This is a genomic window from Mesorhizobium ciceri biovar biserrulae (genome assembly GCF_001618845.1).
Classification (GTDB): Bacteria; Pseudomonadota; Alphaproteobacteria; order Rhizobiales; family Rhizobiaceae; genus Mesorhizobium; species Mesorhizobium ciceri.
In genome coordinates this window covers 651069-677415 of the sequence record NZ_CP015064.1, presented here as the reverse complement: position 1 = coordinate 677415, position 26347 = coordinate 651069, and the positions used below count along the sequence as shown (strand labels likewise).

Annotated in this window: 27 protein-coding genes, 1 tRNA gene and 1 other RNA gene; 18 read left to right on the top strand and 11 right to left on the bottom strand. The window is 63.3% G+C overall.

All coding sequences use genetic code 11. The annotated features are described in order from the left end of the window. Positions 1-4 precede the first annotated feature (4 nt). The 6 genes from recR to ffs form a co-directional block, all read right to left on the bottom strand. Positions 5-610: a recombination mediator RecR gene (gene recR / locus A4R29_RS03180; protein ID WP_063171160.1), complete on the bottom strand. Its 606-nt coding sequence runs from the start codon at positions 608-610 to the stop codon at positions 5-7. 192 nt (positions 611-802) lie between these two features. Beyond that, positions 803-1729, bottom strand: a complete 927-nt coding sequence (locus A4R29_RS03175) for a cell wall hydrolase (RefSeq protein WP_013527929.1) — start codon at positions 1727-1729, stop codon at positions 803-805. Positions 1730-1959: 230 nt separating this feature from the next. Continuing rightward, complete coding sequence (locus tag A4R29_RS03170; RefSeq protein WP_063171159.1) at positions 1960-2367, bottom strand: hypothetical protein; 408 nt, start codon at positions 2365-2367, stop codon at positions 1960-1962. Between the two features lie 14 nt (positions 2368-2381). Then, positions 2382-2705 carry a YbaB/EbfC family nucleoid-associated protein gene (locus tag A4R29_RS03165; protein ID WP_013527931.1) on the bottom strand — a complete coding sequence of 108 codons (324 nt, stop codon included), beginning with the start codon at positions 2703-2705 and terminating at the stop codon, positions 2382-2384. Positions 2706-2735: 30 nt separating this feature from the next. After that, positions 2736-4547, bottom strand: coding sequence for a DNA polymerase III subunit gamma/tau (locus A4R29_RS03160; RefSeq protein ID WP_063173540.1), 1812 nt, complete (start codon positions 4545-4547; stop codon positions 2736-2738). Between the two features lie 105 nt (positions 4548-4652). Continuing rightward, an RNA gene (ffs, locus tag A4R29_RS03155) (signal recognition particle sRNA small type) lies at positions 4653-4749 on the bottom strand. Between the two features lie 172 nt (positions 4750-4921). On the opposite strand from ffs, the gene A4R29_RS03150 reads away from it, so the two are divergent. From A4R29_RS03150 to A4R29_RS03140, 3 genes are read left to right on the top strand one after another with little or no spacing between them, the layout of a single operon-like run. Next, positions 4922-5341 (top strand): HIT family protein, encoded by a 420-nt coding sequence (locus tag A4R29_RS03150; RefSeq protein WP_063171158.1) that lies wholly within the window; start codon positions 4922-4924, stop codon positions 5339-5341. A 41-nt stretch (positions 5342-5382) separates the two neighbouring features. Then, complete coding sequence (gene nudC, locus A4R29_RS03145) at positions 5383-6327, top strand: NAD(+) diphosphatase (RefSeq protein WP_013527934.1); 945 nt, start codon at positions 5383-5385, stop codon at positions 6325-6327. Between the two features lie 37 nt (positions 6328-6364). Then, positions 6365-6670: a Dabb family protein gene (locus tag A4R29_RS03140; RefSeq protein WP_027161785.1), complete on the top strand. Its 306-nt coding sequence runs from the start codon at positions 6365-6367 to the stop codon at positions 6668-6670. Here the strand turns inward: A4R29_RS03140 and A4R29_RS03135 are convergent. After that, positions 6667-7530 (bottom strand): prephenate dehydratase, encoded by an 864-nt coding sequence (locus A4R29_RS03135; RefSeq protein ID WP_013527936.1) that lies wholly within the window; start codon positions 7528-7530, stop codon positions 6667-6669. The two genes, A4R29_RS03140 and A4R29_RS03135, sit on opposite strands and share 4 nt — an antisense overlap. A gap of 9 nt (positions 7531-7539) precedes the next feature. Then, complete coding sequence (locus A4R29_RS03130) at positions 7540-8268, bottom strand: 3-deoxy-manno-octulosonate cytidylyltransferase (RefSeq protein ID WP_027161787.1); 729 nt, start codon at positions 8266-8268, stop codon at positions 7540-7542. A gap of 192 nt (positions 8269-8460) precedes the next feature. Between A4R29_RS03130 and A4R29_RS03125 the strand changes: the two genes are divergently transcribed. The 7 genes from A4R29_RS03125 (at position 8461) to A4R29_RS03095 (ending at position 17913) form a co-directional block, all read left to right on the top strand. Then, positions 8461-9138 (top strand): c-type cytochrome, encoded by a 678-nt coding sequence (locus A4R29_RS03125; protein ID WP_013527938.1) that lies wholly within the window; start codon positions 8461-8463, stop codon positions 9136-9138. Between the two features lie 157 nt (positions 9139-9295). Next, positions 9296-11173 carry an extracellular solute-binding protein gene (locus A4R29_RS03120; protein ID WP_063171157.1) on the top strand — a complete coding sequence of 626 codons (1878 nt, stop codon included), beginning with the start codon at positions 9296-9298 and terminating at the stop codon, positions 11171-11173. Next, on the top strand, positions 11173-13041 hold the full coding sequence (locus tag A4R29_RS03115; protein ID WP_063171156.1) for an extracellular solute-binding protein: 1869 nt from the start codon (positions 11173-11175) through the stop codon (positions 13039-13041). Before A4R29_RS03120 ends, A4R29_RS03115 begins: the two co-directional genes overlap by 1 nt. Before the next feature lie 30 nt (positions 13042-13071). Then, positions 13072-14169, top strand: a complete 1098-nt coding sequence (locus A4R29_RS03110) for a microcin C ABC transporter permease YejB (protein WP_013527941.1) — start codon at positions 13072-13074, stop codon at positions 14167-14169. After that, entirely contained in the window at positions 14169-15314 is a 1146-nt protein-coding gene (locus A4R29_RS03105; protein WP_027161790.1) for an ABC transporter permease, read from the top strand. Before A4R29_RS03110 ends, A4R29_RS03105 begins: the two co-directional genes overlap by 1 nt. Then, positions 15311-16942 carry an ABC transporter ATP-binding protein gene (locus A4R29_RS03100; protein WP_063171155.1) on the top strand — a complete coding sequence of 544 codons (1632 nt, stop codon included), beginning with the start codon at positions 15311-15313 and terminating at the stop codon, positions 16940-16942. The genes A4R29_RS03105 and A4R29_RS03100 overlap by 4 nt, the downstream gene beginning before the upstream one ends. A 29-nt stretch (positions 16943-16971) precedes the next feature. Beyond that, positions 16972-17913, top strand: a complete 942-nt coding sequence (locus tag A4R29_RS03095) for a 2-hydroxyacid dehydrogenase (RefSeq protein ID WP_013527944.1) — start codon at positions 16972-16974, stop codon at positions 17911-17913. On the opposite strand, the gene A4R29_RS03090 is transcribed toward A4R29_RS03095, so the two are convergent. Together A4R29_RS03090 and A4R29_RS03085 are read right to left on the bottom strand one after the other, a co-directional pair. Then, positions 17914-18276 carry a hypothetical protein gene (locus A4R29_RS03090; RefSeq protein ID WP_027161791.1) on the bottom strand — a complete coding sequence of 121 codons (363 nt, stop codon included), beginning with the start codon at positions 18274-18276 and terminating at the stop codon, positions 17914-17916. A 286-nt stretch (positions 18277-18562) separates the two neighbouring features. After that, entirely contained in the window at positions 18563-19492 is a 930-nt protein-coding gene (locus tag A4R29_RS03085) for a class I SAM-dependent DNA methyltransferase (protein WP_027161792.1), read from the bottom strand. Positions 19493-19598: 106 nt separating this feature from the next. Here A4R29_RS03085 and A4R29_RS03080 point away from each other — a divergent pair, with 106 nt between their 5' ends. After that, positions 19599-20609: a ligase-associated DNA damage response exonuclease gene (locus A4R29_RS03080; protein WP_013527947.1), complete on the top strand. Its 1011-nt coding sequence runs from the start codon at positions 19599-19601 to the stop codon at positions 20607-20609. Between the two features lie 4 nt (positions 20610-20613). Then, positions 20614-22215 carry a cisplatin damage response ATP-dependent DNA ligase gene (locus tag A4R29_RS03075; RefSeq protein WP_024503421.1) on the top strand — a complete coding sequence of 534 codons (1602 nt, stop codon included), beginning with the start codon at positions 20614-20616 and terminating at the stop codon, positions 22213-22215. 20 nt (positions 22216-22235) lie between these two features. Here A4R29_RS03075 and A4R29_RS03070 read toward each other — a convergent pair whose 3' ends face one another. Further along, complete coding sequence (locus tag A4R29_RS03070; RefSeq protein WP_024503420.1) at positions 22236-23375, bottom strand: hypothetical protein; 1140 nt, start codon at positions 23373-23375, stop codon at positions 22236-22238. A gap of 331 nt (positions 23376-23706) precedes the next feature. On the opposite strand from A4R29_RS03070, the gene A4R29_RS03065 reads away from it, so the two are divergent. The 6 genes from A4R29_RS03065 to A4R29_RS03040 all read left to right on the top strand — a co-directional run bounded on the left by A4R29_RS03065 (position 23707) and on the right by A4R29_RS03040 (position 26264). Then, positions 23707-23782, top strand: a tRNA-Thr gene (locus A4R29_RS03065). Positions 23783-23913: 131 nt separating this feature from the next. Continuing rightward, positions 23914-24102 carry a YodC family protein gene (locus A4R29_RS03060; RefSeq protein WP_013527958.1) on the top strand — a complete coding sequence of 63 codons (189 nt, stop codon included), beginning with the start codon at positions 23914-23916 and terminating at the stop codon, positions 24100-24102. A 151-nt stretch (positions 24103-24253) separates the two neighbouring features. After that, positions 24254-24685: an EF-hand domain-containing protein gene (locus A4R29_RS03055; protein WP_063173539.1), complete on the top strand. Its 432-nt coding sequence runs from the start codon at positions 24254-24256 to the stop codon at positions 24683-24685. A 45-nt stretch (positions 24686-24730) separates the two neighbouring features. Next, positions 24731-25273, top strand: coding sequence for an RNA polymerase sigma factor (locus tag A4R29_RS03050; RefSeq protein ID WP_013527960.1), 543 nt, complete (start codon positions 24731-24733; stop codon positions 25271-25273). Positions 25274-25359: 86 nt separating this feature from the next. Next, positions 25360-25812 carry a hypothetical protein gene (locus tag A4R29_RS03045; protein ID WP_063171154.1) on the top strand — a complete coding sequence of 151 codons (453 nt, stop codon included), beginning with the start codon at positions 25360-25362 and terminating at the stop codon, positions 25810-25812. Continuing rightward, entirely contained in the window at positions 25809-26264 is a 456-nt protein-coding gene (locus A4R29_RS03040; protein WP_063171153.1) for a periplasmic heavy metal sensor, read from the top strand. The genes A4R29_RS03045 and A4R29_RS03040 overlap by 4 nt, the downstream gene beginning before the upstream one ends. Positions 26265-26347 lie beyond the last annotated feature (83 nt).

Here is a 26347-nt window from a genome sequence, read left to right as displayed (position 1 = left end):
TTTGTCAAAACGCCGTCCGCGAACGCAGCGCCGCGGCCAGCGTGCCCTCGTCGAGATAGTCGAGTTCGCCGCCGACCGGCACGCCATGCGCAAGGCGCGTCACCTTGATGTCGAAGCCGGACAACTGGTCGGTGAGATAATGCGCGGTCGTCTGGCCCTCGACCGTCGCATTGACGGCGAGGATGATCTCCTTGACCTCGCCGCCGGCGACGCGATCAACCAGCGAGCGCATGTTGAGCTGCTCGGGGCCGATGCCGTCGAGCGGCGACAGCGTGCCGCCGAGCACGTGGTAGCGCACATTCATCGCCGCCGCGCGCTCCAGCGCCCACAGGTCGGAGACGTCCTCGACGACGATGATGGTGCCGACATCACGGCGCGGATCGGTGCAGATCATGCAAGGGTCCGATGTATCGACATTGCCGCAGGTCGAGCAGATGCGCACCTTGTCGGCCGCCTCGGCCATGGCGGCGGCAAGCGGCGACAAAAGCTGCTCTTTCTTCTTGATCAGATGAAGGGCGGCACGCCTGGCCGAACGGGGTCCCAGCCCCGGCACCTTGGCCAGGAGCTGGATCAGACGTTCGATCTCGGGACCGGCGATTCGCTTCGACATCGCTCTGATCTAGAGCAATTCCAGGAAAAGTGCGAAGCGGTTTTCCGTCCGGAATTGCGTCAAAACGAAAAGCTGGAGCGGTTCACCGTTTCCGCGAAACGGGTGAACCGCTCCAGGATTTTTCAGAGCGCTTTGGAACATCTGCATCCGCATGACCGCCATATTGGGCCTTGGCGGACCGCGGGGCGCAGATCAGTTGGTCTCGAGCGGCCGGCCCTGGCTGACAATCATCGCGCCAATGGCGTCTGTGTTCTCAGGCGTCGACTGGAACCCCATCGACGCCTCTTGCGGCGCGTCTTGAACCGACGAGATGACCCTTGTGTTCAAGCTTCCGCCAAAACGCGCGGCATCCGGCTCTTCCATCGGCTCCTGCATCGCCACCACCGTCGGCTCTTGCGAGACACGCGCGGATTTCGCGGCCGGCGCGGCGGCGGCGGTCACATAGGTCTGCTGGGCGGGAGCGGATCGAACGGTTGCCGTCCTGGCTGGACGCACCGGCTCCGCGGACGCGACCATCGTCACCGGCGCGGCTGACTTGTCGGGCGCCGCCGAGGCAATAGCGACCTGCGGCTCATCCGGCAGCGGCTGCCAGTTGCGGCCGCGCTTCTCGTAGAAGGCATTGCCGCCGGCAACCATGGTGTAGTGCATGTTCTTGTAGGGGAAGCGGAGGCCGGCTGTGTGGAAGAACATGGTGTTCTTGAGCTTGGACTTGCGCTCGCCCTTCAGCACCGCGTCGGCGGCTTCCTCGACATCGGGCATTGCGCGTGAATTCATCGGCCTTGTCATGACACCAGGCGCGAACTGCCCGGGCTCGCCCACCACTTGGCAGATGGTGCTGCCATGGTTGCCGGAGCGCAGCCGGTTCATCACCACCGTGCCGACCGCGATCATGCCGTCGCGGCTCGAGCGGTTGGACTCGAAGAACATCGCCCGTTCCAGGCATTCCTTGTCCTTCGGCGTGTGGCTGTAGGCCCCTGAACTCAGGAAACCCGGCGTGATGGCGTCGGTCAGGCTGGCGACGGACATGCCGTGTGAAGTGGTCTGGCTGCAGGCAGCCAAAAACAGGGGTGAAATGACGGCGCCGAGCAACAGCGGCGTCTTCCATCGCGTGGAAATCAACAGGTAACCCTCTCACTTCGTGCCCGCCCCCAGGCTGCGGCAAGAATGAGACACTTTCGGGCAAAATGATGGCCAAAACGTTATTAACAACGTACTGTTGCCAAATTGGCACAATTTCGTGGCTTTCCAGATAGATCGAGCCGTCATTTCACAAAAGCGATGACCGCTCTCTCTTTGTTTCGCCGCAATTGCCCCAAGGGAAAGCACCACGCGGTTTTTCCTGAAGCGATCTACCGCCCGGCCGTTATCGCGGCCGGCTGGCCAGGCTCAAGCTCCTCGACCCTCTCCGAAAACAGGCCGCGCCGGAGGAACAGCGTCCGCGCCTCCCTGGCCGTCGGCGCGATCTTTCCCGGCCAGTCGCTGTCTATGAACTCAGCCTTGGTGAAGTCCGGATTTGTCTCGCTTGCCGCCTCGAGGAATTCGGCGATCTCCAGCACGATCGCGCGCTCGTCCTTCGAAAGCGCCGATGTGCCGGCTTCGATCGATGGGCGATGGAGGAAATCCTCGAACAGATAGAAATAACCCTTGATGCCGACGAGATCGACGCCGTCGTCACAATCGGCCAGGATTTCCAGGATCTCGTAGATCCTGTTGCGGATACGCTGCTCGATCAGTCTTTCGGACGGCTCTTCGGCCATGGCCGCACCGAAGGCTAGAAGGGCAGTTTCATTCCCGGCGGGATCGGCAGGCCCGCGGTCAGCGCCTTGGTCTTTTCCTGCATGATTTGCTCGACCTTGGTCTTGGCGTCGTTGTGAGCGGCCAGCACGAGGTCTTCCAGGATCTCGACATCGTCTTCCTTGAACAGAGACGGATCGATCTTCAACGACTTCATCTCGAATTTTCCGGTCAGCGTCACATTGACCAGGCCGCCGCCGGCCTGGCCGGACGCTTCCAGCGTGGCGATCTCGTCCTGCATGGCCTGGAACTTGGCCTGCATTTCCTTCGCCTTGCCCATCAGGCCGAGAAGATCTTTCATGGTCGGGTCCTTTGCGGATTCGTAGCTGGATCAGGGTTCATCGTCGTCAGCCGGCGGCTCGACCGGCACTTCGGCCTCTGCCGTTTCGGTTTCCGGCGCGTCCGGAATGCGCACGTCGATGATCTTGGCACCGGGAAAGCGCGCCAGGATGGCGGCCACTGTCGGGTCGCTCTTGGCATCGAGAAAAGCCGTCTCGCGTTTGGCCGATTCCATTTCGGCGAGCGTCTGGCCGCCCTCTTCCTTCGACAGCGAGACAAGCCAGCTGCGACCGGTCCAGGCGCGCAATTTCGTCGTCAGGTCGTTGAGCAGCATCTTGGGCGCATCGCTGGTCAGGCCAACGTCGATGCGGCCGGGCTCGATGCGCACAAACCGGATGCAGCTTTTGACCAGCACCTTGAAGGCGATGTCGCGCTGCGCGTCTGCCAGGGCAATGATGTCGGCCAGCGATTTCAGCGGCGCCGATTGCGCCTCCGTGACCGGCTCCGGCGGAGCGACGTAGGCAACGGGCGCAGGCGAGGCTTCGACCAGCCGCATGGTCTGCGCGCCGCCCGGGCCAGACGGCATGCGCGTCTGCGCCACCGCGCTGGCGCCGTTGCCTCCCCCTGCAGGCGCCCCATTTGGGCGCAGCGCGCCATTCTGCGCCGGCGCGGCGCCTTCAAGCGATCTCAACGCCTCGTCCAGCGTCGGCAGGTCGGCGGCATGCGCCAGCCGGATCAGCACCATTTCGGCGGCGCTGACGGGCCGGTTGGAGGACTGCACCTCTGGAATGCCCTTGAGCAGCATCTGCCATGTCCGCGACAGCACCCTGACCGACAGCGTCCTGGCGAAATCGGCGCCGCGCTGCCGCTCGTCCTCGGATAGCGAGGCATCCTCGATGGCCGTCGGCACGAAACGCAGCCGGGTGACGAGGTGGTTGAATTCGGCAAGGTCGGTCAGCACGGCGGCCGGATCGGCGCCGGTATCGTACTGCGCACGGAATTCGCCAAGGGCTGCCGCGACATCGCCTTTCATCACATGTTCGAACAGGTCGACGATGCGGGCGCGGTCGGCAAGCCCCAGCATCGCCCGAACCGCGTCGGCGCCGACAGAGCCGGCGCCATGGGCAATCGCCTGGTCGAGGATGGAGAGCGAATCACGGGCCGAGCCCTCGGCGGCGCGCGCGATCATCGCCAGCGCGTCGTCGTCGACCGAAATGCCCTCCTTGGCCGAGATCGAGGCGAGATGCCCGACCAGCGCGCCGGCGTCGATGCGCCTCAGGTCGAAGCGCTGGCAGCGCGACAGGACGGTGATCGGGACCTTGCGGATCTCGGTGGTGGCGAAGATGAATTTGACGTGCGGCGGCGGCTCTTCCAGCGTCTTCAGAAGGCCGTTGAAGGCCTGCGTCGACAGCATGTGCACTTCGTCGATGATGTAGACCTTGTAGCGGGCCGAGACCGGCGCGTAGCGCACGCGCTCGATGATGTCCCTGATGTCGTCGATGCCGGTGTGCGAGGCGGCGTCCATCTCGATGACGTCGACATGGCGGCCTTCCATGATCGCCTGGCAATGGTCGCCGAGGACGGCAAGGTCGACCGACGGCTGGTCGATATCAGCGGTTTTATAGTTCAGGGCGCGCGCGAGGATGCGCGCCGTCGTGGTCTTGCCGACGCCGCGCACGCCGGTCAGCATCCAGGCCTGGGCGATACGGCCGGTGGCAAAGGCGTTGGTGAGGGTGCGCACCATCGGCTCCTGGCCGACCAGCTCGGAGAAGTTCGAAGGACGGTACTTGCGTGCCAGCACGCGATAGGCGGCGGCCTTGCCTATCTCCAGGCTCTTTGGTCCCGAATTTCCGGCTTCGCTCATACGCCCGTAAAGCTCCAAATGGCCGCGCCCGAAGGCGGCCGATTCCTGCGCATAGTCTCGCCCGCGCTGCAATGCGTCGTCAATGTCGCGAGAGGGGCCGATGAGGTGGGAGGCTGGAACAATGACCCGTTCCGGGCTCGTTAGGGCTGCTTCCTTCCGGACCTGACCCGGTTGGCGAGTGGATCGTCCACCACCAACCTCCCGCTTTCCATATCGGCAATTGCGCGACGAAATGCAAGTGCGCCGCAGAAATCGCAAAAATATGGAATTGGCGCACCAAGGCGTGAGGGGCGCAATGATTCGCTTGCAGCCCCCCTGCCGCCGCTCTAGCGTTCCTGCGTTTGAGGAAAACAAGAAAAGCAAGGGAAACGCCGATGCTGCCGGGCCTGAAGGCCGGATTCACGCTGGACGCACGGCTGGAGGCGGACAGCGAGCAGTTGATGTGGCTTGGGCTGTGCGAGCTGCGGGTGATGAACGACCGCCGCTGGCCATGGCTGCTGCTGGTGCCGCAGCGGCCGGGCGCGGAGGAAATCCACGACATGACGCCGCTTGACCAGGCGATGCTGACCTTCGAGACCAATATGGTGGCGCAGGCGCTGAAGAAAGCGACCGGCTGCACCAAGATCAACACCGGCGCGCTCGGCAACATCGTGCGCCAGTTGCACGTCCATGTCATCGCGCGTTCTGAAGGCGATCCCGGCTGGCCAGGTCCTGTGTGGGGACATGGCCTGCGAGAGCCCTATCAGCGTTCCGACTTGCGACGGTTTGCCGAAACGATCAAGGCGGCGCTATAAGCGTTCCCCGTGTCCATCCCTCAACATATTCCAGAGTCCCCATGAGCTTCCGCCTGTTTGACGCGCCTTTGCGCGAGCCGAGCCAGTTCGTCGGCTTCGCCGGCAACACGATCGACCGGCAGTCCGAGAACCGCGCCGACGATTCGGTCGACAAGGCGCTGGCCGATCCGGCGACGCGGCTGCTTCTGATGCATGGCGGCCGGCTCTATCTGAAGCTCGGCGATGGCGGCGCTCTCGATCCCTGGTTCGGCGCGACCGAGAGCGAGCCCTTCAAGGTTTCCCTGGCGCAAGGCATCCTGCTCGGTTTTTCCGAACGAGGACCGGTGCTGGCCGTGCCCGCGGGCGTCGAACCCGAACAGCTTCCGGAAACAGTCAAGGCCATCGACTACCGCTCGGTCTACATGCAAGGGCTGATCGACGAGGCGGCGGCCGGCGCGATGGCGCAAGGGGCGGCTTTGCTCGCCTGGCATGCCAGCCATCGCTTCTGCAGCAAATGCGGCACGGAATCGCAGATGCGGGCCGGCGGCTACAAGCGGCATTGCCCGAATTGCGGCACCGAACATTTTCCGCGCACCGACCCGGTGGCGATCATGCTGACGGCGACGCGGGAGAAGTGCCTGCTCGGGCGCGGCCGTCATTTCGCGCCGGGCATGTATTCGGCCCTCGCCGGCTTCATCGAGCCGGGCGAGACGATCGAGGCGGCGGTGCGCCGCGAGACGCTGGAAGAGGCCGGCATCCGGCTTGGCCGCGTCGTCTACCACGCCAGCCAGCCCTGGCCGTTCCCCTATTCGCTGATGATCGGCTGCTTCGGCGAGCCGCTCAATGACGATATCCAGGCCGACCTCAACGAGCTTGAGGACTGCCGCTGGTTTTTTCGCGACGAGGTGCGCCGGATGCTGGAAAGGACGCACCAGGACAATCTGATCACGCCGCCGAAAGGCGCCATTGCGCATCACCTCATCCGCGCCTGGGTCGATTCAGAATGATGGCAGCGAACACCTAAAGACATTGCAGGAGCAGGACATGATCCGTCACACCGTCGTTTTCACGCTGAAGCATCCGCCGCATTCGCTGGAGGAAAAGCGGTTCCTGGTCGACGCCAAGAGGATCCTCACCGCGATCAGGGGCGTCACGCATTTCGAGCAATTGCGGCAGATCAGCCCCAAGAACGACTATCGTTTCGGCTTCTCGATGGAGTTCGCCGACCAGGCCGCCTACACCAGATACAACGACCATCCAGACCATGTCGCCTTCGTGCGCGACCGCTGGGTGCCGGAGGTCGAGACGTTCATGGAGATCGACTATGTGCCGCTGGGCGCGGTGATCTAGTCCGCAACCTTCCACTGCTCACGCGACTCACTGGCCGGATAGACGCCGAGAATGCGCACTTCGCGCGAGAAGAAACGCAGCTCGTCCAGCGCCAGCTTGACCAGCGGATCGTCGGGATGGCCCTCGATGTCGGCGTAAAACAGCGTCGCCGTGAAAGCGCCCAGCTGGTAGCTCTCCAGCTTGGTCATGTTGATGCCGTTGGTGGCGAAGCCGCCCATCGCCTTGTAGAGCGCGGCCGGCACGTTGCGGACGCGGAAGATGAACGTCGTCATCATCTTGACGTCGGGCGAAGGACGCTCGGCCCATTGCTTGTTCTTGGTCAGGACGACAAAGCGGGTGACGTTTGAGTCGGTGTCCTCGACATTTTGCTCGATGATATCGAGCCCGTAGAGGGTCGCGGCCAGGGCCGGCGACAGCGCCGCCATGCTGCGGTCCTTGACCTCGGAGACCATTTTGGCGGCGCCGGCCGTGTCGCCGGCGACGATCGCCTTCCAACCGTTCTTGCGAACGTATTTGCGGCACTGGCCAAGCGCATGGATGTGGCTGTGCACCGTCTTGATCTCGTCGCGCTTGACGCCTGGCAGCACCATCAGCTGGAAATGGATCGGCAGGAAATATTCGCCGACGATGTGCAGCTTCGATTCCGGCAGGAGATGATGGATATCGGCGACGCGCCCGGCAATGGTGTTCTCGATCGGGATCATGGCGAGGTCGGCCTTGTTGGTCTCGACCGCGTTGAAGGCATCCTCGAAGGTCGGGCAGGGCAACGGCTCCATCGAAGGAAACATGTTGCGGCTGGCGGTGTCGGAATTGGCGCCCGGTTCGCCCTGGAAGGATATTCTGTTGGTCTTTTCAGGCATGCCGATATCTCAGGTTGAAAGGATTGTTCTGGCGCGTTCGAGGTCTTCAGGCGTGTCGACGCCGAGCGGCAGCGACTGGACGATCTCGGCGTCGATGCGCATGCCGGCTTCCAGCGCCCGCAACTGTTCCAGCCGCTCGCGCCGTTCGAGCGGCGACGGCTTGAGCGCGACGAAACGCTCGAGTGCTTCGCGGCGATAGGCGTAGAGGCCGACATGATGGTAGAGCGGCCCCTCGCCCCAAGGCGCCGTGGCACGGGTGAAATAGAGCGCCCTCAGCCTGCTGCCGGAAAGCGGCGAGCCGACGATCTTGACGACATTGGGATTGGTCTTTTCCTCATCGCGGACGATCTCGACGCCGAGCGTGGCGATGTCCACCGCACTGTCCTCGAAAGGCCTGAGCGACGCGGCGATGATCCGGGGATCGATGGTCGGCAGGTCGCCCTGCACATTGACGATGGTTTCGACCTTGCGCCCAGGGTCGAGCGCGACCAGCGCCTCGTGGATGCGGTCGGAGCCGGATTCATGATCCATGCGTGTCATCACGGCCTCGAAACCGTGCGCGCGCACGGCTTGCGCCACGCTTTGCGTGTCGGTCGCCACCACCACCCGGCCAAGGCCGGCTTCGGCGGCGCGGCGGGCGACATGGACGATCATCGGGGCGCCGGCGATGTCGGCCAGCGGCTTGCCCGGCAGGCGGGTCGAAGCCATGCGGGCCGGGATCAGGATCAGCGTGGACATTTCGGGTGCAAGGCGTCTCGAAAGAGGACAGGGAAAGTGGCAAAAGGTCTCACTGGAAGCGCCCTTATAGGTGTTGCAACGCCGCAGCAAAAGACCTAGTTTCCGCCCGATTTGACCGCCCTGGCAGGACGGTCACGATACCGACGGACGGAGTGGACGGTTCTGTCCGCCGGAAAAGGGAGCAAGGGGCGTATGGATTCCAACGAAGTCAACAAACTGCTCGCCGGATTGCTCGGAACCGTTTTCGTCGTCTTCTCGGTCGGCATTGTGTCCGATGCGCTGTTTGCGTCGCCGGCGCCGGAAAAGCCTGGTTTCGCCATCGAGGCCGCCGAGCCCGCCGAAGGCGGTCCGGCCGCGCCCGCCGCCGCGGCCAAGCCGATCGCCGATCTGCTGGCGACCGCCAATGTCGAGCAGGGTGCTGCCGTCTTCAAGAAGTGCCAGGCCTGCCATTCCGGCGAAAAGGGCGGCCCCAACAAGGTCGGCCCGGACCTGTGGGACCTCGTCGACCGTCCGGTCGCCGAGCATGAAGGCTTTGCCTATTCGGCCGGCATGAAGGAATTCTCCAAGGGCGGCACCGAGAAGTGGACCTACGACAACATCAACCACTTCATCACCTCGCCGAAGAAATTCGTGAAGGGCACCGCCATGGGCTTCGCCGGCCTGCCCAAGGACGAGGACCGCGCCAACGTCATCGCCTATCTGCGCACGCTGTCCGACAATCCCAAGCCGCTGCCGGCACCCGGTGCCGCCGCCGATGCAGGCGCCAAGCCTGCCGATGCAGCCGCTCCGGCAAAGCCGGCTGAGGGTGCCGCGCCGGCCGCTCCCGCCGCCCCGGCTCCGGCCGCACCGGCACCGGCGCCTGCCCAATAATTTCGATATCATCTCAACGACCTTGAAAAAGCCGGGTTCAGCCCGGCTTTTTTATTGGGAAAACCGCATAGGCGGCGACAAAGCCGCGCATGACGGTTTTCACGAGCGCCAAATCATCTAGATTGCCCATGAACGGGCATCGCGAAGAGGATAGTGCATGACGGTTGGCCGAACGCTTCTCAAGTCGTTGCTGGCGGCAGCCCTTCTGGCGGCGGGATTGCAGGCTGCCCGCGCCGACGAATGGCGCACCACCTCATCGCTGATCGGCGAGTCCAAATACGGCGCCAATTTCCAGCACTACGACTACGTCAATCCGAACGCGCCCAAGGGCGGCACGCTGAATTCGGTGGTGCCAGGCACATTCGACAGTTTCAATCCCTATGTCGTCCAGGGATCACCGGCCGCCGGCCTGGTCGGGTTCGGCGGCGGCCTGCTCTACGACACGCTGATGGAGCAGGCGACCGATGAAGGCAGCACCAGCCATCCGCTGATCGCCGACGCCTACAAATATCCTGATGACTATTCCTCCGCGACTTACCGGCTCGATCCGCGCGCCAAATGGCATGACGGCCAGCCGATCACCGTCGATGACGTGATCTGGTCGTTCCAGGTGCTCAAGGCCAACAGCCCGCAATACAGCCGCTATTTCGAGAATGTCACCGATGCGGTGGCGATTTCGGACCGCGAGGTGGAGTTCCATTTCAACCAGAAGGGCAATCGCGAACTGCCCAAGATCATCGGCGACCTCGCAGTGCTGCCGAAACATTGGTGGGAAGGCACCGATGCCAACGGCAAGAAACGCGACGTGACCAAGCCGACCCTGGAAATCCCGCTCGGTTCGGCGGCCTACAAGATCGCCAGCTTCAAGCCGGGCTCGGAGATCATCTGGCAGCGTGTGCCGGACTACTGGGCGGCCAAGCTGCCGGTGAAGATCGGCCGCGAGAACTTCGACACCCGACGCTACACCTATATCCTCGACGACAATGCTGCCTGGCTCGCCTTCACCAAAGGCGGACTGGAAGACATCAACCGCGAATACAGTTCGCGTAAGTGGGCGACGGCTTACAATTTCCCGGCATTCCAGGCCGGCGATGTCATCAAGAAGGATCTCCAGACCCAGGCGCCGCAACCGATGCAGGGTTTCGTCCTCAACCAGCGGCGGCCGCTGTTCCAGGACCGGCTGGTGCGTGAGGCGCTGACCATCCCATTCGATTTCGAGAGCATGAACCGCACCCTGTTCTTCGGCTTCAACACCCGTACATCGAGCTATTTCCAGGGCACAGAACTGGCGTCGAGCGGACTGCCGCAAGGCAAGGAACTGGAGATCCTGGAAAAATACCGCGACAAGCTGCCGCCCGAACTTTTCACCCAGGAATTCAAGCTGCCGGTCTATGATTCGCCGCAGGCGGAACGGAAGTACCTGAAACAGGCAGTCGATCTCTTCGCCAAGGCGGGCTGGGTGATCAAGGGCGGCAAGATGGTCAATGCCAAGACCGGCGCGCCGTTCAAGTTCGAGATCCTCGGCTGGAACGACACTGACCAGGTGATCGCCAGTCCCTACATCGCCAATCTGCGCAAGATCGGTGTCGATGCCACTTTGCGCATCATCGACCAGACGCAGTACATCAACCGCGTCAACAATTTTGATTTCGATGTCGTCACAGGCATCCTCCAGCAGTCGGAATCGCCGGGCAACGAGCAACGCGACTTCTGGAGCTCGAAAGCTGCCGATTCGCCCGGTTCGCGCAATCTGATGGGCATCAAGGATCCGACCATCGACGCGCTGGTCGATCGCATCATCTTCGCCACCGATCGCGACGATCTCGTCGCCGCCACCCATGCGCTCGACCGCATCCTGCTGTGGAACTTCTATGTCTTGCCGCAATATCACCGGTCGGCGGTGTGGCTGGCCTATTGGGACAAGTTCAAATTCCCCGACAAGCAGCCCGCCTATGTCGGCGCCGACATCGATTCCTGGTGGATCGACCCGGACAAGGAGAGGGCGCTGGCGGCCAAATACAAGGGCGGCAATTGATGGCGGCCCTGCCCCGCCGCGACTTTCTCGCCCTGGGCAGTGCCGCGGCAGCCGCTGCCCTGTTGCCCGGCCGGGCCTTCGCCGACATTGCGACCGGCATCAAGCTGCATGGCCTGTCGGCCTTCGGCGACCTCAAATACAAGCCCGATTTCGCGCATTTCGACTACGTAAATCCGGACGCGCCCAAGGGCGGCCAGATGAATTTCGCGCCGCCGAACGCAACCCTCAATCAGAGCTTCCTGACCTTCAACACGTTGAATTTCCTGGTGTTGAAGGGGGAGGCGCCGCCGCGCGCCGAACTCTGTTTCGATTCGCTGATGACAAGCGCGCTCGATGAGCCAGATGCAGTCTATGGCCTGCTTGCCGAAACCATTACCCTGTCGCCAGACCGCAACGGTTTCCGCTTCGTGCTGCGACCGCAAGCGCGTTTCCACGACGGCTCGCCGCTGACCGCGCAAGACGTTGTCTTTGCGCTGAAGCTCTATAAGGACAAGGGCCATCCGAACCTTTCCCAGGCGTTGCGGTACATGACCGACGTGGTTGCGGTCGATCCCACCACCGTCGATCTCACCCTCAACGGCAAGCAGTCGGCGCAAAACGTCCTTGCGATCGTGGGGATGCCTATCGTCTCCAAGGCCTTTTACACGGCCAATGATTTCGATGCTTCGACCATGACGCCGCCGCTTGGCTCGGGACCCTACAAGATTGGACGCGTGGCGGCCGGACAGACGGTCGAATATGACCGCGTCGCCGATTATTGGGGCCGCGATCTCCCGGTGAACCGCGGCCTCTACAATTTCGACCGCATCCGCATCGACTTCTATCTTGACCGGCAGGCGGCATTCGAGGCCTTCAAGAAAGGCGACACGCATTTTCGCGAGGAATTCACCTCACGGGTATGGGCGACCGGATACGACTTTCCGGCGCTGAAGGACGGCAAGGTCCTCAAACGGGAATTTCCCGGCGAGAAGACGCCGGACATGCAGAGCGTCGCGCTGAACCAGCGTCGTCCGCAATTCCGCGATGAGCGGGTGCGGCGGGCGATCGCCAGATGTTTCGATTTCGAATGGATGAAGCGGGCCTTGTTTTACGGCTCCTACGAGCGTTCTCAATCGAACTTCGAACGATCGGATTACAAGGCCGAAGGCCTGCCCTCGCCTGACGAATTGGCCCTGCTGGAGCCATTCCGGGCCGAGTTGCCGCCAGAGGTTTTCGGTGAAGCGGTAACACAGCCCCTGTCCGACGGTTCGGGCCATGACCGCAAGCTGCTGGGCGAGGCTTCGAGATTGCTTGCGCAAGCCGGCTGGAAGCGCGACGGCAGTTTCGTCGTCAATGACAAGGGTGAGCCGCTGCGGGTCGAAATGCTGGCGGAGGACGATGGCATCGTTCGTATCTACACCCCGTGGTCGGAGAATATGAAGGCGATCGGGATCGACGCATCGATCCGGCAAATCGATTCGGCGCAGTATGAGCAGCGGCACAGCAATTACGACTTCGATCTTGCCTTGCTGCATTGGTCGATCGGGGCGACGCCGACTGACGACAGCCTGCAGATGCTCTATGATTCCCGCATGGCGAAAATCCCGGGGCAACGCAATTATCCGGGCACCGAAAGCAAGGCCATCGACGCCCTGATCGCGGCAGCAGCCAAGGCGAAAGACCGTATAGAACTCGTCACGGCGCTCAGAGCGCTCGACCGGGTCTTGCGCGCGCGGCTGGACTGGATTCCAACATACTATCTGGCGAATCACCGCGTCGCCTATTGGGACATGTTCGGCTTTGTCGAACAGAAGCCTGATTTCGGCTTTCCGGTCGAGACGCTGTGGTGGTTCGATAAGGGCAAGGCGGCAAGAATTGGCAAAGGCTGAGATGTTCGCTCAACGAGGGCAGAAGGCCTGATGGGCGCCTATATCCTGCGCCGCATCCTTTTGATGATCCCGACGCTGTTCGGCATCATGGCGATATCCTTCGCCGTCATCCAGTTCGCCCCCGGCGGTCCGGTCGAACAGGTCATCGCCCGGCTGACCAATCAGGGCGGCAGCGACCGCCTCGGCGGTGGTGGCGGCGACGCGGGTGCTGGCGGCAATTTCGATGCCGCCGGTGACGTCAGCTCGAAATATCGCGGTGCGCAGGGGCTCGATCCGGAATTCATCAAGAAGCTGGAAAAGCAGTTCGGCTTCGACAAGCCGCCGCTCGAGCGCTTCGGCATGATGCTGTGGAACTATGCCCGCTTCGATTTCGGCGACAGCTATTTCCGCGACATTTCGGTGCTCGACCTGATCCTGGAAAAAATGCCGGTGTCGATCTCGATCGGGCTGTGGATCACGCTGTTGTCCTATTTGATCTCGATCCCGCTCGGCATCCGCAAGGCGGTCAAGGACGGTACTCCCTTCGACGTCTGGACCAGCGGCGTCGTCATTGTCGGCTATGCCATTCCGGGCTTCCTGTTCGGCATCATGCTGATGGTGCTGTTTGCCGGCGGGTCTTTCTGGGACTGGTTTCCGTTGCGCGGCCTCACCTCGGACAATTGGGATCAATTGTCGTGGTGGGGAAAGATCGTCGACTATTTCTGGCACATGACATTGCCGCTGACCGCGCTGGTGCTGTCGGCCTTCGCCACCACGACGCTGCTGACCAAGAACTCGTTCCTCGAAGAAATCCGCAAACAGTATGTGGTGACGGCGCGGGCCAAGGGTCTGTCGGAACGGCAGGTGCTCTACGGCCACGTCTTCCGCAACGCCATGCTGATCGTCATCGCCGGTTTTCCCGGCGCCTTCATCTCGGCCTTCTTCACCGGCTCGCTGCTGATCGAGAACATCTTCTCCCTCGATGGCCTCGGTCTGCTCGGCTTCCGGTCGGTGGTCGAGCGCGACTATCCGGTGGTGTTCGCCAATCTCTACATCTTCTCGCTGCTCGGGCTGTTCGTCGGGCTCTTGTCCGACCTGCTCTACACCTGGGTCGATCCGCGCATCGATTTCGAGCGGAGAGACGTCTGATGTCGGAGGCTACAGTCCCCGTCGACGCGGCACCCGCGCGGATCAAGCGGCCGTTTCTGTCGCCGCTCAACAAGCGCCGCCTGCAGAACTTCAAAGCCAACCGCCGCGGCTACTGGTCGCTGTGGATTTTCCTCGTCCTGTTCGTGCTGTCGCTGTTTTCCGAGTTCATCGCCAACGACAAGCCGATCATCGCTTCCTACAAGGGCGAAATCCTGTTTCCGGTGCTGGTCGCCTACCCCGAGGAAAAATTCGGCGGCTTCTATGCCGTCACCGATTATCGTGACCCGGTCATCCAGGACGAGATCAACGCCAATGGCTGGATGATCTGGCCGCCGGTGCGCTACTCCTATCAGACGGTCAACAACGCTATTCCCGAAGCAGCACCGGCCAAGCCGTCGTGGCAGTATGACGCCAAGACACGCTGCAATCAGTATCCGCAGGGTGCTGCCGACCCCGCCTGCATCGTCGGCAACTGGAATTGGCTCGGCACCGACGACCAGGCGCGCGACGTGCTGGCGCGCGTCATCTACGGCTTCCGCATTTCGGTGCTGTTCGGCCTGATCCTGACCGCCGGCTCCGCCTTGATCGGCGTCGCGGCCGGCGCCGTGCAAGGCTATTTCGGCGGCTGGACGGATCTCTTGTTCCAGCGTTTCATCGAGATCTGGTCCGCCATCCCGGTGCTCTATCTCCTGCTCATCGTCGCCGCCATCCTGCCGCCGGGCTTCTTCATCCTGCTCGGCCTGATGCTGCTGTTTTCCTGGGTGGCGCTGGTCGGCGTGGTGCGGGCCGAGTTCCTGCGCGCCCGCAATTTCGAATATGTCAACGCGGCCCGGGCGCTCGGCGTGCCCAACCGCACCATCATGTTCCGGCACCTGTTGCCCAACGCCATGGTGGCGACACTGACCTTCATGCCCTTCCTGCTCTCGGGCTCGATCTCGACGCTGACCTCGCTCGACTATCTCGGCTTTGGCCTGCCGCCCGGCTCCGCCTCGCTCGGCGAATTGCTCAAGCAGGCGCAGCGCAACCTCAATGCGCCGTGGCTCGGCATTTCCGGCTTCGTCGTCATCTCGCTGATGCTGTCGCTGCTGGTCTTCGTCGGCGAGGCGACGCGCGACGCCTTCGATCCGCGCAAGACGTTCCGATGAGCGAAGCCCCCTTGCTCAGCGTACAGGACCTCAGCGTCGCCTTCAGCCAGGGCGGCGGCCAGTCGACGGCTGTCGACCACATCTCGTTCGACATCGCCAAGGGCGAGACGGTGGCGCTGGTCGGCGAATCCGGCTCCGGCAAATCGGTCTCGGCGCTTTCGGTGCTGAAGCTTTTGCCCTATCCAAGCGCCAGTCACCCCTCGGGAAAGATCGTGTTCCAGGGCAACGACCTGCTGGCGATGAGCGAGAAGCAGTTGCGGCAGGTGCGCGGCAACAAGATCACCATGATCTTCCAGGAGCCGATGACCTCGCTCAATCCGCTGCACACGATCGAGCATCAAATCGTCGAGATCCTGAAGCTGCACCAAGGCATGGCCGACCGCCCCGCCAAGGAGCGCACGCTGGCCCTGCTCAACGAGGTTGGCATCCGCGATCCGCACAAGCGCCTCGATGCCTATCCACACCAGTTGTCCGGGGGCCAGCGCCAGCGCGTGATGATCGCCATGGCGCTGGCCAACGAGCCCGAACTTCTGATCGCCGACGAGCCGACGACGGCGCTCGACGTCACCGTTCAGGCGCAGATCCTCGAACTGCTGGCCGGCTTGAAGAGCCGCAAGGGCATGTCGATGCTGTTCATCACCCATGATCTCGGCATCGTGCGCAAGATTGCCGACCGCGTCTGCGTGATGACCAAGGGCAAGATCGTCGAGACCGGCCCGACCAAGGAGATCTTCGCCAATCCGCAGCATGCCTACACAAGGCATCTGCTGGCGGCCGAGCCGAAGGGCAAGCCGCCGGCCGCCAATGCCGACGCCAAGCCGGTCATGACCGGCAAGGACATAAAGGTCTGGTTCCCGATCAAGCAGGGCTTCTTCCGCCGCACCGTCGACAATGTGAAGGCAGTGGACGGCATCGATGTCACCGTGCGCGCCGGCCAGACGCTCGGCGTGGTCGGCGAATCCGGCTCCGGCAAGACGACGCTCGGCTTGGCGCTGGCGCGCATGATCTCGTCGACCGGCACGATCCAGTTCAACGGTCGCGACATCAACCAGCTGTCCTTCAATGCCATGCGGCCGCTCAGGCGCGAATTGCAGATCGTCTTCCAGGATCCGTTCGGCTCGCTCAGCCCGCGCATGTCGATCGCCGAGATCATCGAGGAAGGCCTCAAGATCCACGAGCCGAAGCTGTCACCCGATGAGCGCGACGACAAGGTGGCCGCCGTGCTGAAGGAGGTCGGGCTCGATCCGGCGACACGCAACCGCTACCCGCACGAGTTTTCCGGCGGCCAGCGCCAGCGCGTCGCCATCGCACGCGCCATGGTGCTCAACCCGCGCTTCGTCATGCTGGACGAGCCGACATCGGCGCTCGACATGAGCGTGCAGGCGCAGGTCGTCGACCTGTTGCGCAGCCTGCAGGCCAAGCACGACCTCGCCTATCTCTTCATCAGCCATGATTTGAAAGTCATCCGCGCGCTCGCCAACGACGTCATCGTCATGCGCAATGGCAGGATCGTCGAAGCCGGCCCTTCCCAGCAGATTTTTGAAAATCCGCAAACCGACTATACTCGCGCGCTGATCTCGGCCGCCTTCAAGATCGAGACGGCACCGGTCGGCATCGTCAGCGAGTGATTTGCGTAAAGAGGGACTAAAGGACCGCAATGGAAAAAGGCCGCATCCTGCTTGCCGTCACCGGCTTTCATCCGCAGCGCTGGCGCGACCTGCTGTCGGCCGAACGCGAGGTGGTGCTGGAGCCGGACGGCGCCAGCGACCCCTCGATCACCTATGCCGTTGTATGGAAGCAGAAGCCGAACATCCTGGCGTCGCTGCCCAATCTGCGCGCCATCTTCTCGATCGGCGCCGGCGTCGACCATATCTTCGCCGATCCCGGCCTGCCCGACGTGCCGATCGTCAAAATCGTTGCCGACAACCTCACCCAGTACATGACGGAATATGTCGTCTGGCGGGTGCTCGACCATCACCGCCAGGGCCTGCTCTACCGGTCGCAGCAGTCGAAGAAGATCTGGCATGAGCCGCAGCAGAGGCCTGCCGGTGACATTTCGGTCGGCATCATGGGCCTCGGCAGTCTCGGCCGCGCCGCGGCCTCGGTGCTGCTCTCGCTCGGCTTTGCCGTCAATGGCTGGTCGCGCACCGACAAGGCCATGCAAGGCGTCGCGACCTATTCCGGCGAAGCTGGATTGATCCCCTTCCTCAAGGCAACCGACATCCTGGTGGTGCTTCTGCCGCTGACGCCGGAGACCAAGGGCATCATCAACTACGGCGTGCTGAAGGAGCTGCGGAAACGCAACGGCCTCGGCGGCTCGGTGCTGATCAATGCCGGGCGTGGCCGCCTGCAGAAGGATGCCGACATTTTGCGGGCGCTGGATGACGGCACGTTGAAGGAGGCAAGCCTCGACGTGTTCGAGGTCGAACCGCTGCCGAAGACCAGTCCGCTGTGGGGGCATCCGAAAGTGTTCGTGACGCCACATGCGGCGGCGACCTCCGATCCGGTGCATCTGGCGCCGATCATGCTGCGCCAGATGGACGCCTTCGAACGCGGCGAAAAGCTCGACAATCTGGTGGACCGCAAGGCGGGGTACTAGCTAGCCAGGCAGAGCGATCTTCTTCTGCTTCTCCGGCTGGCCGCAGTCGCGTCGGTCGATCGACCGGTTCATGGCATCGATCTCACCGCTCGCCTTGTCGGTATCGCGCTTGGCCTTGGAGCGCATGTCCGGCGTGAACGGGCCGAAGCCCATCGCCGGATTGGAGAAGGTCGGCTTGGCCTTGATCGGCAGGTTGTATTGCTGCGCCAAGCCATTGCGCTGCGCCAGCAACTGGTCGCACGGCACGCTGTCGTATTGCAGGGACGACTGGATGTTCGCATCCTGCTGTTCCGACATCGAAGTGCCACCGACACAGCCGGCGGTCAGCAGGCAAGAGGCCAAGATCATCATGTTCCAGCGCATCGGCTATGCTCCTCCTGATATCCCGCCCTGACGCGAGCAGATCGCAAATATCAGTCGCGCATGCAAATCGGACTTTTTCACAGCAGGAATATTTGCGAGGCGGCGAGGCTGCCCCTCCGCAGGCGCGCGGCTGACGGAGCATCAAACGAAAAACCCGCCTGTCCGGCGGGTCACTGGCGCAAATCAGCACCATGGGCGAAAATGTACCATAGCTGAGGGCAGGGTGTCAAGAAAAAATTCCTATCGCACCCGACGAAAAGCTGCCGACACCGCCGACCGGCTGCCGTCAGGTCCTTTGTTCAGCTGAGTTCGGAGCCCTGGCCACAACGACCAACCCGTTGACGTGTTCCCCGCGATCCTGCCGGATCGCGGTTGGTTCCAGTGACAGGACCGAAAACCCGTTGGCGGCCAGCACGTCGAGCACATAGCGTTGCGCATGCGCATAGCGGCGAGACGGCAGCAGCGCAAAATCGCCATCGCCAGCCAGCGTCTCGACGGAAAACGCGAACAGGCCATCCGTGGCCAGCAGGCCGGCAATCGTCTTCACCACGCCGCCCAGCGCACCGACATAGATGAAAACATCGGCCACCGTCACCAGATCGGCTTTCGGACCGGCATAGGAAAAATCCCGCAGATCGGCCTTGTCGAGGAAATCGTAGACGCCCTTGGCCCGCGCCTTTCTCAACATTTTGGCCGAAATGTCATACCCCTCCAGCCGGTCGGCGATCGGCCGCAGCCTCTGCCCCATCAGGCCTGTGCCGCAGCCGAGATCGAGCGCCAGCGCGAAGCGGCCCGGCCTTGCCGCTCGAATGGCCTGGTCGAGCATCCCAGGCAGGCGGTAACCCAGCCTGCCGACCAGGGACTCGTCGAAGCTCTCGGCATAATGGTCGAACAAGGTCTCGACGAAGGCGCTGGGGAGCGCATCGACCGCCGGCGCCTTGCCGATCAATTGCAGGTTCAATGCAGCGCCTTGACGATCCGATGGATCGAGTTGCAGCGACATCGTCCACGCCTGCGCGGCCAGATCCGCCGCGCCCGCCGCCTGCTGCATCTCGCCGAGGCGAAACCAGCCCATCGCCCATTGCGGCGTTATTTCCAGCGCACCGAGCAGCAATTCCGCCGCCGCCGCATGATCGCCATCAGCGTGCAGCATCTCGGCATAGTCGGCGCGGCGATCGGCGTTCAAGTCGCCGGACGAAGCCTGAAGCGGTTTCATGGCGATGGGTCCTGCCGGCGGATCGAGCCGGCGGTGCTCTATGCGGGAGTCAGCAGTGACTTACAACAGGCTTCCCGACGCGGAATTATATCCTATCTTGGAGACCATGCGCACCAGTGTTCTGCTTCACCCCCGGCCCGAGGGCCTCTATTGCCCGCCGGGCGATTTCTTCATCGACCCGGTGCGGCCGGTCAACCGGGCACTGATCACGCATGGCCATTCCGACCACGCGCGTTCCGGCCACCGCTCGGTGCTGGCGACGCAGCAGACGCTCGACATTATGGGGCTGCGCTACGGTGAGGATTTCGCTGGAACAACACAAGCGGCAAGGCTCGGTGAGACGATTGCCCTCGATGGCGTCAGCGTCAGCTTCCATCCGGCCGGCCATGTGCTGGGCTCGGCGCAGATAGCGGTCGAGCATCAGGGCACGCGCATCGTCGCTTCCGGCGACTACAAGCGGCAGAGGGACGCGACCTGCGCGCCATTCGAGCCGATCCCGTGCGATGTGTTCATCACCGAAGCGACGTTCGGCCTGCCGGTGTTTCGCCATCCCCCGGACACCGAAGAAATCGCCCGCCTGCTGAAATCGGCCGCGCAGTTCCCTGAACGCTCGCATCTGGTCGGCGCCTATGCGCTGGGCAAGGCGCAACGGGTGATGCGGCTGTTGCGCGACGCCGGCTACGACAGGCCGCTCTACATCCATGGCGCGCTGGCCAAACTCAGTGAGTACTACCAGAGCCAAGGCATCGATCTCGGCACCCTCGAACCGGCGACCGTCGAAAGCGGCGGCAAGGATGATTTTGCCGGCGCCATCGTCGTCGGCCCGCCTTCGGCCTTCGCGGATCGCTGGGCGCGGCGGTTTCCCGATCCGATCTCGTGCTTTGCGTCAGGCTGGATGCGCATCCGCCAGCGCGCCAAGCAGGGCGGCGTCGAACTGCCGCTGATCATCTCGGACCATGCCGACTGGGATGAGCTGACCGCCACCATCAAGGAGACCGGAGCCGAAGAGGTCTGGGTGACGCATGGCCGCGAGGAGGCGCTGGTCCGCTGGTGCGAGCTCAAAGGCATCGCGGCGCGGCCGCTGCACCTGGTGGGCTACGAGGACGAGGGCGATTGAAGCCATGAACCGCTTCGCCGAACTTCTCGACCGTCTGGTGCTGACGCCGTCGCGCAACGGCAAGCTGACCTTGCTGACCGACTATTTCCGCAGCGTCGAGGATCCCGATCGCGGCCTGGCGCTGGCTGCCATCACGGGCGATCTCCACATCGCCGCGGTCAAGCCGGCGATGCTGCGCATGCTCGTCACCGAACGCATGGATCCGGTGCTGTTCGGCTATTCCTACGACTATGTCGGCGATCTCGCCGAAACGGTGTCGCTGGTCTGGCCGCAAACGCCCGGAAACATCCCGAACCGCGAGCCGACGCTCGGCGAGGTCGTCGCCAAGCTGCAGGCGGCAAGCCGCTCCGACGGACCGAAGGTGCTGGCAGGGCTGCTCGACAGCGCCGGCATCTCGGCACGCTTTGCCATCATCAAGCTGGTCACCGGCGGCCTGCGCATCGGCGTGTCGGCGCGTCTGGCCAAACAGGCGCTGGCGGATTTCGGCAAGGTCGAGGTCGCGGAGATCGAGGAGCTCTGGCACGGGCTGTCACCGCCTTACACAGCGTTGTTCGCCTGGCTGGAAGGCAAGGCCGAAAAGCCCAGGAACACGGCGTTGGCATTGTTTCGCCCGGTGATGCTGTCGAACCCGGTCGGCGACGGCGATCTCGAAAAGCTCGATCCGGCGGATTATGCCGCCGAATGGAAATGGGACGGCATCCGTGTCCAGGCGGTGGCGGAGGGCGGCATCCGCCGGCTCTATTCGCGCACCGGCGATGACGTTTCGGGCGCCTTTCCGGACCTCGCCGAGGCCATGCATTTTTCCGCAACGCTGGACGGCGAACTGCTTGTCGGCGATCCCCGGGAGGCGACGGGAACCTTCTCCGATCTGCAGCAACGGCTGAATCGCAAGACGGTGGCACCGAAGATGCAGCAGCAATACCCGGCCTTCATGCGCTGCTACGATCTGCTCCAGGTCGGCGGCGAGGATTTGCGCGCGCTGCCGTTTCGCGAACGGCGCGGCCGGCTGGAAAGCTTTGTCGCGACACTCGACCCGAGCCGTTTCGATCTGTCGCCATTCGTCGACTTCACGGACTGGCAAACGCTGGAGGAACTGCGCCGGGCGCCGCCGCATCCGATCATCGAAGGCGTCATGCTGAAGCGCTGGGACTCAGCCTATGTCGCCGGCCGGCCGAAAGGTCCGTGGTTCAAGTGGAAACGCGATCCGCACACAGTGGACGCGGTGCTGATGTATGCGCAGCGCGGCCACGGCAAGCGGTCGAGCTTCTATTCCGACTATACGTTCGGTGTCTGGACAGGTGCCGAAGGCGAAGAGGAACTGGTACCGGTCGGCAAGGCCTATTTCGGCTTCACCGACGAGGAACTGAAGCAGATCGACAAATATGTCCGCGACAACACGATCGAGCGTTTCGGGCCGGTGCGCTCGGTGCGGGCCGACCGCGACAACGGCCTGGTGCTGGAAGTCGCCTTCGAAGGACTGAACCGCTCGACCCGGCACAAATCCGGCGTCGCCATGCGCTTTCCCCGCATTTCGCGATTGCGCTGGGACAAGCCGGCCAACGAGGCCGACCGCATCGAAACGCTGCAGGCGCTGCTCGACCGCTAATTTCGCGCGTGCAGGGTTCGCTATGGCTCGATCGAAACGCGGATTTCGTAGATGTCGGCGGCCTTGCCCTGCTTGTCGAAGTCGGAATTGATGGCAATGGTGCCGGCCGAGCCCGGATGCTTGTCGGGAAACTGCACGTCGAACAGATATTCGTTCTGCTGCTGGCCGACCGCATAGCGCTTGCGGCCGCAGTCGCCGAGTTCGCCGAAATTGCAGTCGACCGAAATCTGCGTCTCCTTGCCTTCTTCGGAGCGGGCAATGATGTCGAACACGGCATGTTTGCCGGCCAGTTTCTCCAGCACGCCTTGTCCAACGTCGAAGCTGATCGCCGAACCGGACGCGCCGGAACGGATGCGCAGGAACGAACCGGTATCGTCCTTCATCACCTCGGCCCTGGCGTCCGATGGCGCACTGACATGCGATGCATCGGCCGGCGAAAACACATTGATCCAGTCGCGCGACTGGTCGGCGGCGCCGGGTTTTGCCGGACCGCCGTCGGCCGGTGTGAAATCGTCGTCCTCGACGGTCGGCGGCGCTTCAGGTGGTGCGGTGTCGAGTTGGGCCGACGTCTTGAACACGCCGGTCTGCACGGCGAAGAACAGGCCGATGCCAACCGCTGCCAGCAGTGTCACGGTCAGGAAGATGGCGGTCAGCGGCAGGCGACGCCCCCTTATGCGTCGTTCATCGCGGTCGGGCGCCACTTCCGTGGTCGCACCGGCCGCGGCCGGAACCGACATGTCGATGGCCGGAGCATCGGGAAGCGTGGCGTCCGGCATGATGTCGGGAACGACGGGCAGGACACGCGAGCGCGGCGCATCGGCAGCGGATTGCACGGGGCCGTCGACGACGACATCGGGGGACGATGCCTGTCGGCCGGTTTCGACCGCGGGCGCCGGGTCCGCTCCGAGTTCGACCGCCGGTGCATCGCCCTGCGGGCCGACATCCGGCACCGCCGGCAGGAACTCGGATTCGATTTCGGTGATTTTCGCCTGGATTGCCTTGCGGCGCTTGATGGCGACCTCAACGGTCACACCGGGATTGGCCTGGAGCGCGCGATCAAGCGCGGCAAAAGCCGAGCGATAGACCCTCTCGCGGAACGCGCGGTCCTCGGCATTGCCTTTCTCCAAGGCGTTCCGGATCGCTTTTTCGATCGCGTCCAAGCGGGTCCCTCTGTCTTTGCCAACCTTGCCGTGATCGTTAGCCGCAGGCGACCAATCAATCAACGGGCGAGCGGCGCATTCTGCCTCGCGGAGGTATGCAAAGTCCATTCCGGCGCTGTTCCGGCAACAAAATCAGCATGTTTCACCGATCTTCACGCGCGGGGAGCGCACGCACCGTGCGCCGCATCCCCTTGACGATTGATTGGCGGACAAGGCGGCGGCCGGCTTTCGAGGGTGCCATGACGCCGCCGCAGGAATTGCCAAGTCGCATCTTGAATTCGCGCCCGGTTGCGTCTATCACCGCCGCATCTTGGAGGCGTTGGCTTCCCGGGCCGCTTTAGCTCAGTTGGTAGAGCACCGCATTCGTAATGCGGGGGTCGCGTGTTCGAGTCACGCAAGCGGCACCATTTCCCCTCCTTTTTGTCGTCTACCCCTTCGCATCTGGTGCAAAGGATTGCGGCGCCGGCCTGGCAGATCTGCCATTGTCGAGACCCCGGTTTGGTGTGAAACTCATGGCCTCAGCATGGGAGGTCAAAAAATGCCCAACAATTTCAAGACCGGAGACGTGGTCAAGCTGAAATCCGGAGGCCCCAGGATGACGGTCAGCGATGGCGCAGCCTCGGGCATGTATCTGTGCCACTGGTTCAATCGCGAGGGCGAGGTGTGGACCCCGCAGCATGCCGGGTTCAAGCCCGAACAACTGATTGCGGCCGACCAGTCGGACTAGAGCTCCTTCCATCCCGATCGACGGGATGCGCACCCGAGCACGAACGGATCAGCACGCGCGACCGACGGATTTTCCGGGTCGCGGCGTTTAACGGTTGAAGCGCGATGACGGCACAAGCCGTCTGCGTCGCGCCAAGCTGGAGACGCACAACATGATCAGCCGTTCGATATTAGTCGTTGCCTTGAGTTTGCAGACGGTTGCGGCTCTTGCCCAGGCAACGACCCCGCCTGCACCGCAGACCGGCGCGCCACTTGCCGCGCCAGGCGCCTCGGGGACCAGGTCCGACATCACGCTGGCCAAATTCCAGAAGCGGCGCGAAAAGGCGATCATGGCGGCCGACACGGATGGCGACGGCAAGATCAGCCTGCTGGAATGGGAGGCCTTTCAGGCGAAGCGCAACGTCAAGGGCGACGCCGCCAAATCCTTCCCGCGGATCGATTCCAACCATGACGGCTTCATCGATCGCGCCGAACTCGATGCGTTCTTCGCCAAGCGCTTCGCCCGGCTGGACAAGAATGCCGACGGCATTTTGACGGCCGACGAACTGCCGGGCCACAAAACCGCTCCCAAGCAAGAGCAATGACCAAGAGGCAATGACGCGCGATGAACATCGGGAGTGCGCGGACTGATGGCTGCGGATCCGGACGAGGAGCTGGTTCGCCGTGTCGGCGCCGGCGAGCCGGCAGCCGTGCAAACGCTCGTCGCGCGCAAGCTGCCGCGTATCCTGGCTCTTGCCGTGCGCATGCTCGGCGATGCGGCGGAGGCCGAGGATGTCGCGCAGGAAACCTTCGTGCGGATCTGGCGCCATGCCGCGAGCTGGCGGCGCGGCAATGCGCGCTTCGACAGCTGGATCCACCGGGTGACGCTCAACCTTTGCTACGACCGGCTGCGTCGCAGGCGCGAGTGGGTGACCGGCGACCTGCCGGACGTCGCCGATCCTGCGCCGCTTCCCGATGCTCATTCCGAGGAAGAAGCCCATCGGGTCGAACGGGCGCTGCAAGCCATAGCGCCGCGCCAGCGCGAAGCGATCGTTCTGGTCTACTATCAGGAGATGTCCAATATCGAGGCGGCAGCGACACTGCAGATCAGCGTCGATGCCCTGGAAAGCCTGCTCGCGCGCGGCCGGCGGTCGCTGCAAGCGATCCTGGCGGAGGATGGCGCCGATGAGTAAACGCCGGGCAAGCAGCAACGCAGCACGGCCATTGCGCCTTGCTGGTGCCGCCTGGCGCTCGGCGCCGACGGGCAAGGGGGAGACACATGGCTGAAGGGTCCAGGAACGAACCCGCAATGGATGCCAGGCGCTTTGCCGCCTTGGCGCAGGCCTATGGCGGCGACTTGCGGCGATGGCCCGAGGCCGAGCGAATGGCCGGCACGGTCTTTGCCGCAAGCGACGCGGGCGAGGCCATCTTGAGGCAGGCCGGGACACTTGACGCGCTGCTCGACAGCTACCGCGTCGACGCCCCGGACAAGGCACTGCACAGCAGCATTCTGCAGGCTGCCGGCCGGCACATCGTCCAGCGCCGGCGTCAGTGGTTCTGGTGGCTGGGACTTGGACTTGCCGGCATTGGCCTGGCCGGTGCCGTGGCAGGACTGGCCCTGGTGACCATCGTCACGCCGGAGGTCCAGCCGGACCATTATGTGCTGGATACCGATGTAACGGCGTTTGGCTATGCCGGCCCGGATGCCGAGAACGGTGAGGAAAACCTATGAGCCCGCGCTGGATCCGTGGTCTGGTCATTACTTCCGTGGTGCTGAACGTCTTTCTGGCCAGCGCATTTGTCGGTGGCGCGGTCTGGCTGAGAAATGCCAAATCGGGCTTCTCGCTGGAATCGGCCGGCCGACAGCTGCCCGACCAGGACCGCAAGGCGTTCCGCGAGGCGCTGCGCCAGGTTCGCGTGCAGTCCCGTCAGATCATTCTCGATGGCCAGCAGGCGAGGCAGGAGGCAGCGGACCTGTTGCAGCAGCCTGTCATGGACAAGGCCGCCTTGTCCGCCGCCCTGGAACGGGCACGCAATGCCGATGTGACGGTGCGCAGCCGGCTTGAACAGGCCATTGTCGACTTCGCGGCGAGCACATCGCCTGAAAACCGGAGCGTGCTGGCACAGGCGTTGCTGCGCCATATGGAACGCCGCGCCACCGTTACGCCAAAAAAATCGCCATGACGACCGACGGAAAAGGCCGGAGACGCCGTTTAACGATGCGAAGGGACAAGCCTGCCCTGTGCACCATACAGGACGGCCATCTT

Bases quoted from the DNA above. Each gene is read 5' to 3' on its own strand.
- A4R29_RS03130 (WP_027161787.1), bottom strand. From the start codon at position 8,268: ATGTCCACGCTGATCCTGATCCCGGCCCGCATGGCTTCGACCCGCCTG.
- A4R29_RS03170 (WP_063171159.1), bottom strand. From the start codon at position 2,367: ATGGCCGAAGAGCCGTCCGAAAGACTGATCGAGCAGCGTATCCGCAAC.
- A4R29_RS03150 (WP_063171158.1), top strand. From the start codon at position 4,922: ATGCTGCCGGGCCTGAAGGCCGGATTCACGCTGGACGCACGGCTGGAG.
- A4R29_RS03075 (WP_024503421.1), top strand. From the start codon at position 20,614: ATGAACCGCTTCGCCGAACTTCTCGACCGTCTGGTGCTGACGCCGTCG.
- A4R29_RS03080 (WP_013527947.1), top strand. From the start codon at position 19,599: ATGCGCACCAGTGTTCTGCTTCACCCCCGGCCCGAGGGCCTCTATTGC.
- A4R29_RS03115 (WP_063171156.1), top strand. From the start codon at position 11,173: ATGGCGGCCCTGCCCCGCCGCGACTTTCTCGCCCTGGGCAGTGCCGCG.
- A4R29_RS03050 (WP_013527960.1), top strand. From the start codon at position 24,731: ATGGCTGCGGATCCGGACGAGGAGCTGGTTCGCCGTGTCGGCGCCGGC.
- A4R29_RS03045 (WP_063171154.1), top strand. From the start codon at position 25,360: ATGGCTGAAGGGTCCAGGAACGAACCCGCAATGGATGCCAGGCGCTTT.
- A4R29_RS03090 (WP_027161791.1), bottom strand. From the start codon at position 18,276: ATGCGCTGGAACATGATGATCTTGGCCTCTTGCCTGCTGACCGCCGGC.
- A4R29_RS03105 (WP_027161790.1), top strand. From the start codon at position 14,169: ATGTCGGAGGCTACAGTCCCCGTCGACGCGGCACCCGCGCGGATCAAG.
- A4R29_RS03110 (WP_013527941.1), top strand. From the start codon at position 13,072: ATGGGCGCCTATATCCTGCGCCGCATCCTTTTGATGATCCCGACGCTG.
- A4R29_RS03165 (WP_013527931.1), bottom strand. From the start codon at position 2,705: ATGAAAGATCTTCTCGGCCTGATGGGCAAGGCGAAGGAAATGCAGGCC.
- A4R29_RS03085 (WP_027161792.1), bottom strand. From the start codon at position 19,492: ATGAAACCGCTTCAGGCTTCGTCCGGCGACTTGAACGCCGATCGCCGC.
- A4R29_RS03060 (WP_013527958.1), top strand. From the start codon at position 23,914: ATGCCCAACAATTTCAAGACCGGAGACGTGGTCAAGCTGAAATCCGGA.
- A4R29_RS03095 (WP_013527944.1), top strand. From the start codon at position 16,972: ATGGAAAAAGGCCGCATCCTGCTTGCCGTCACCGGCTTTCATCCGCAG.
- recR (WP_063171160.1), bottom strand. From the start codon at position 610: ATGTCGAAGCGAATCGCCGGTCCCGAGATCGAACGTCTGATCCAGCTC.
- nudC (WP_013527934.1), top strand. From the start codon at position 5,383: ATGAGCTTCCGCCTGTTTGACGCGCCTTTGCGCGAGCCGAGCCAGTTC.
- A4R29_RS03055 (WP_063173539.1), top strand. From the start codon at position 24,254: ATGATCAGCCGTTCGATATTAGTCGTTGCCTTGAGTTTGCAGACGGTT.
- A4R29_RS03100 (WP_063171155.1), top strand. From the start codon at position 15,311: ATGAGCGAAGCCCCCTTGCTCAGCGTACAGGACCTCAGCGTCGCCTTC.
- A4R29_RS03125 (WP_013527938.1), top strand. From the start codon at position 8,461: ATGGATTCCAACGAAGTCAACAAACTGCTCGCCGGATTGCTCGGAACC.
- A4R29_RS03040 (WP_063171153.1), top strand. From the start codon at position 25,809: ATGAGCCCGCGCTGGATCCGTGGTCTGGTCATTACTTCCGTGGTGCTG.
- A4R29_RS03160 (WP_063173540.1), bottom strand. From the start codon at position 4,547: ATGAGCGAAGCCGGAAATTCGGGACCAAAGAGCCTGGAGATAGGCAAG.
- A4R29_RS03140 (WP_027161785.1), top strand. From the start codon at position 6,365: ATGATCCGTCACACCGTCGTTTTCACGCTGAAGCATCCGCCGCATTCG.
- A4R29_RS03120 (WP_063171157.1), top strand. From the start codon at position 9,296: ATGACGGTTGGCCGAACGCTTCTCAAGTCGTTGCTGGCGGCAGCCCTT.
- A4R29_RS03135 (WP_013527936.1), bottom strand. From the start codon at position 7,530: ATGCCTGAAAAGACCAACAGAATATCCTTCCAGGGCGAACCGGGCGCC.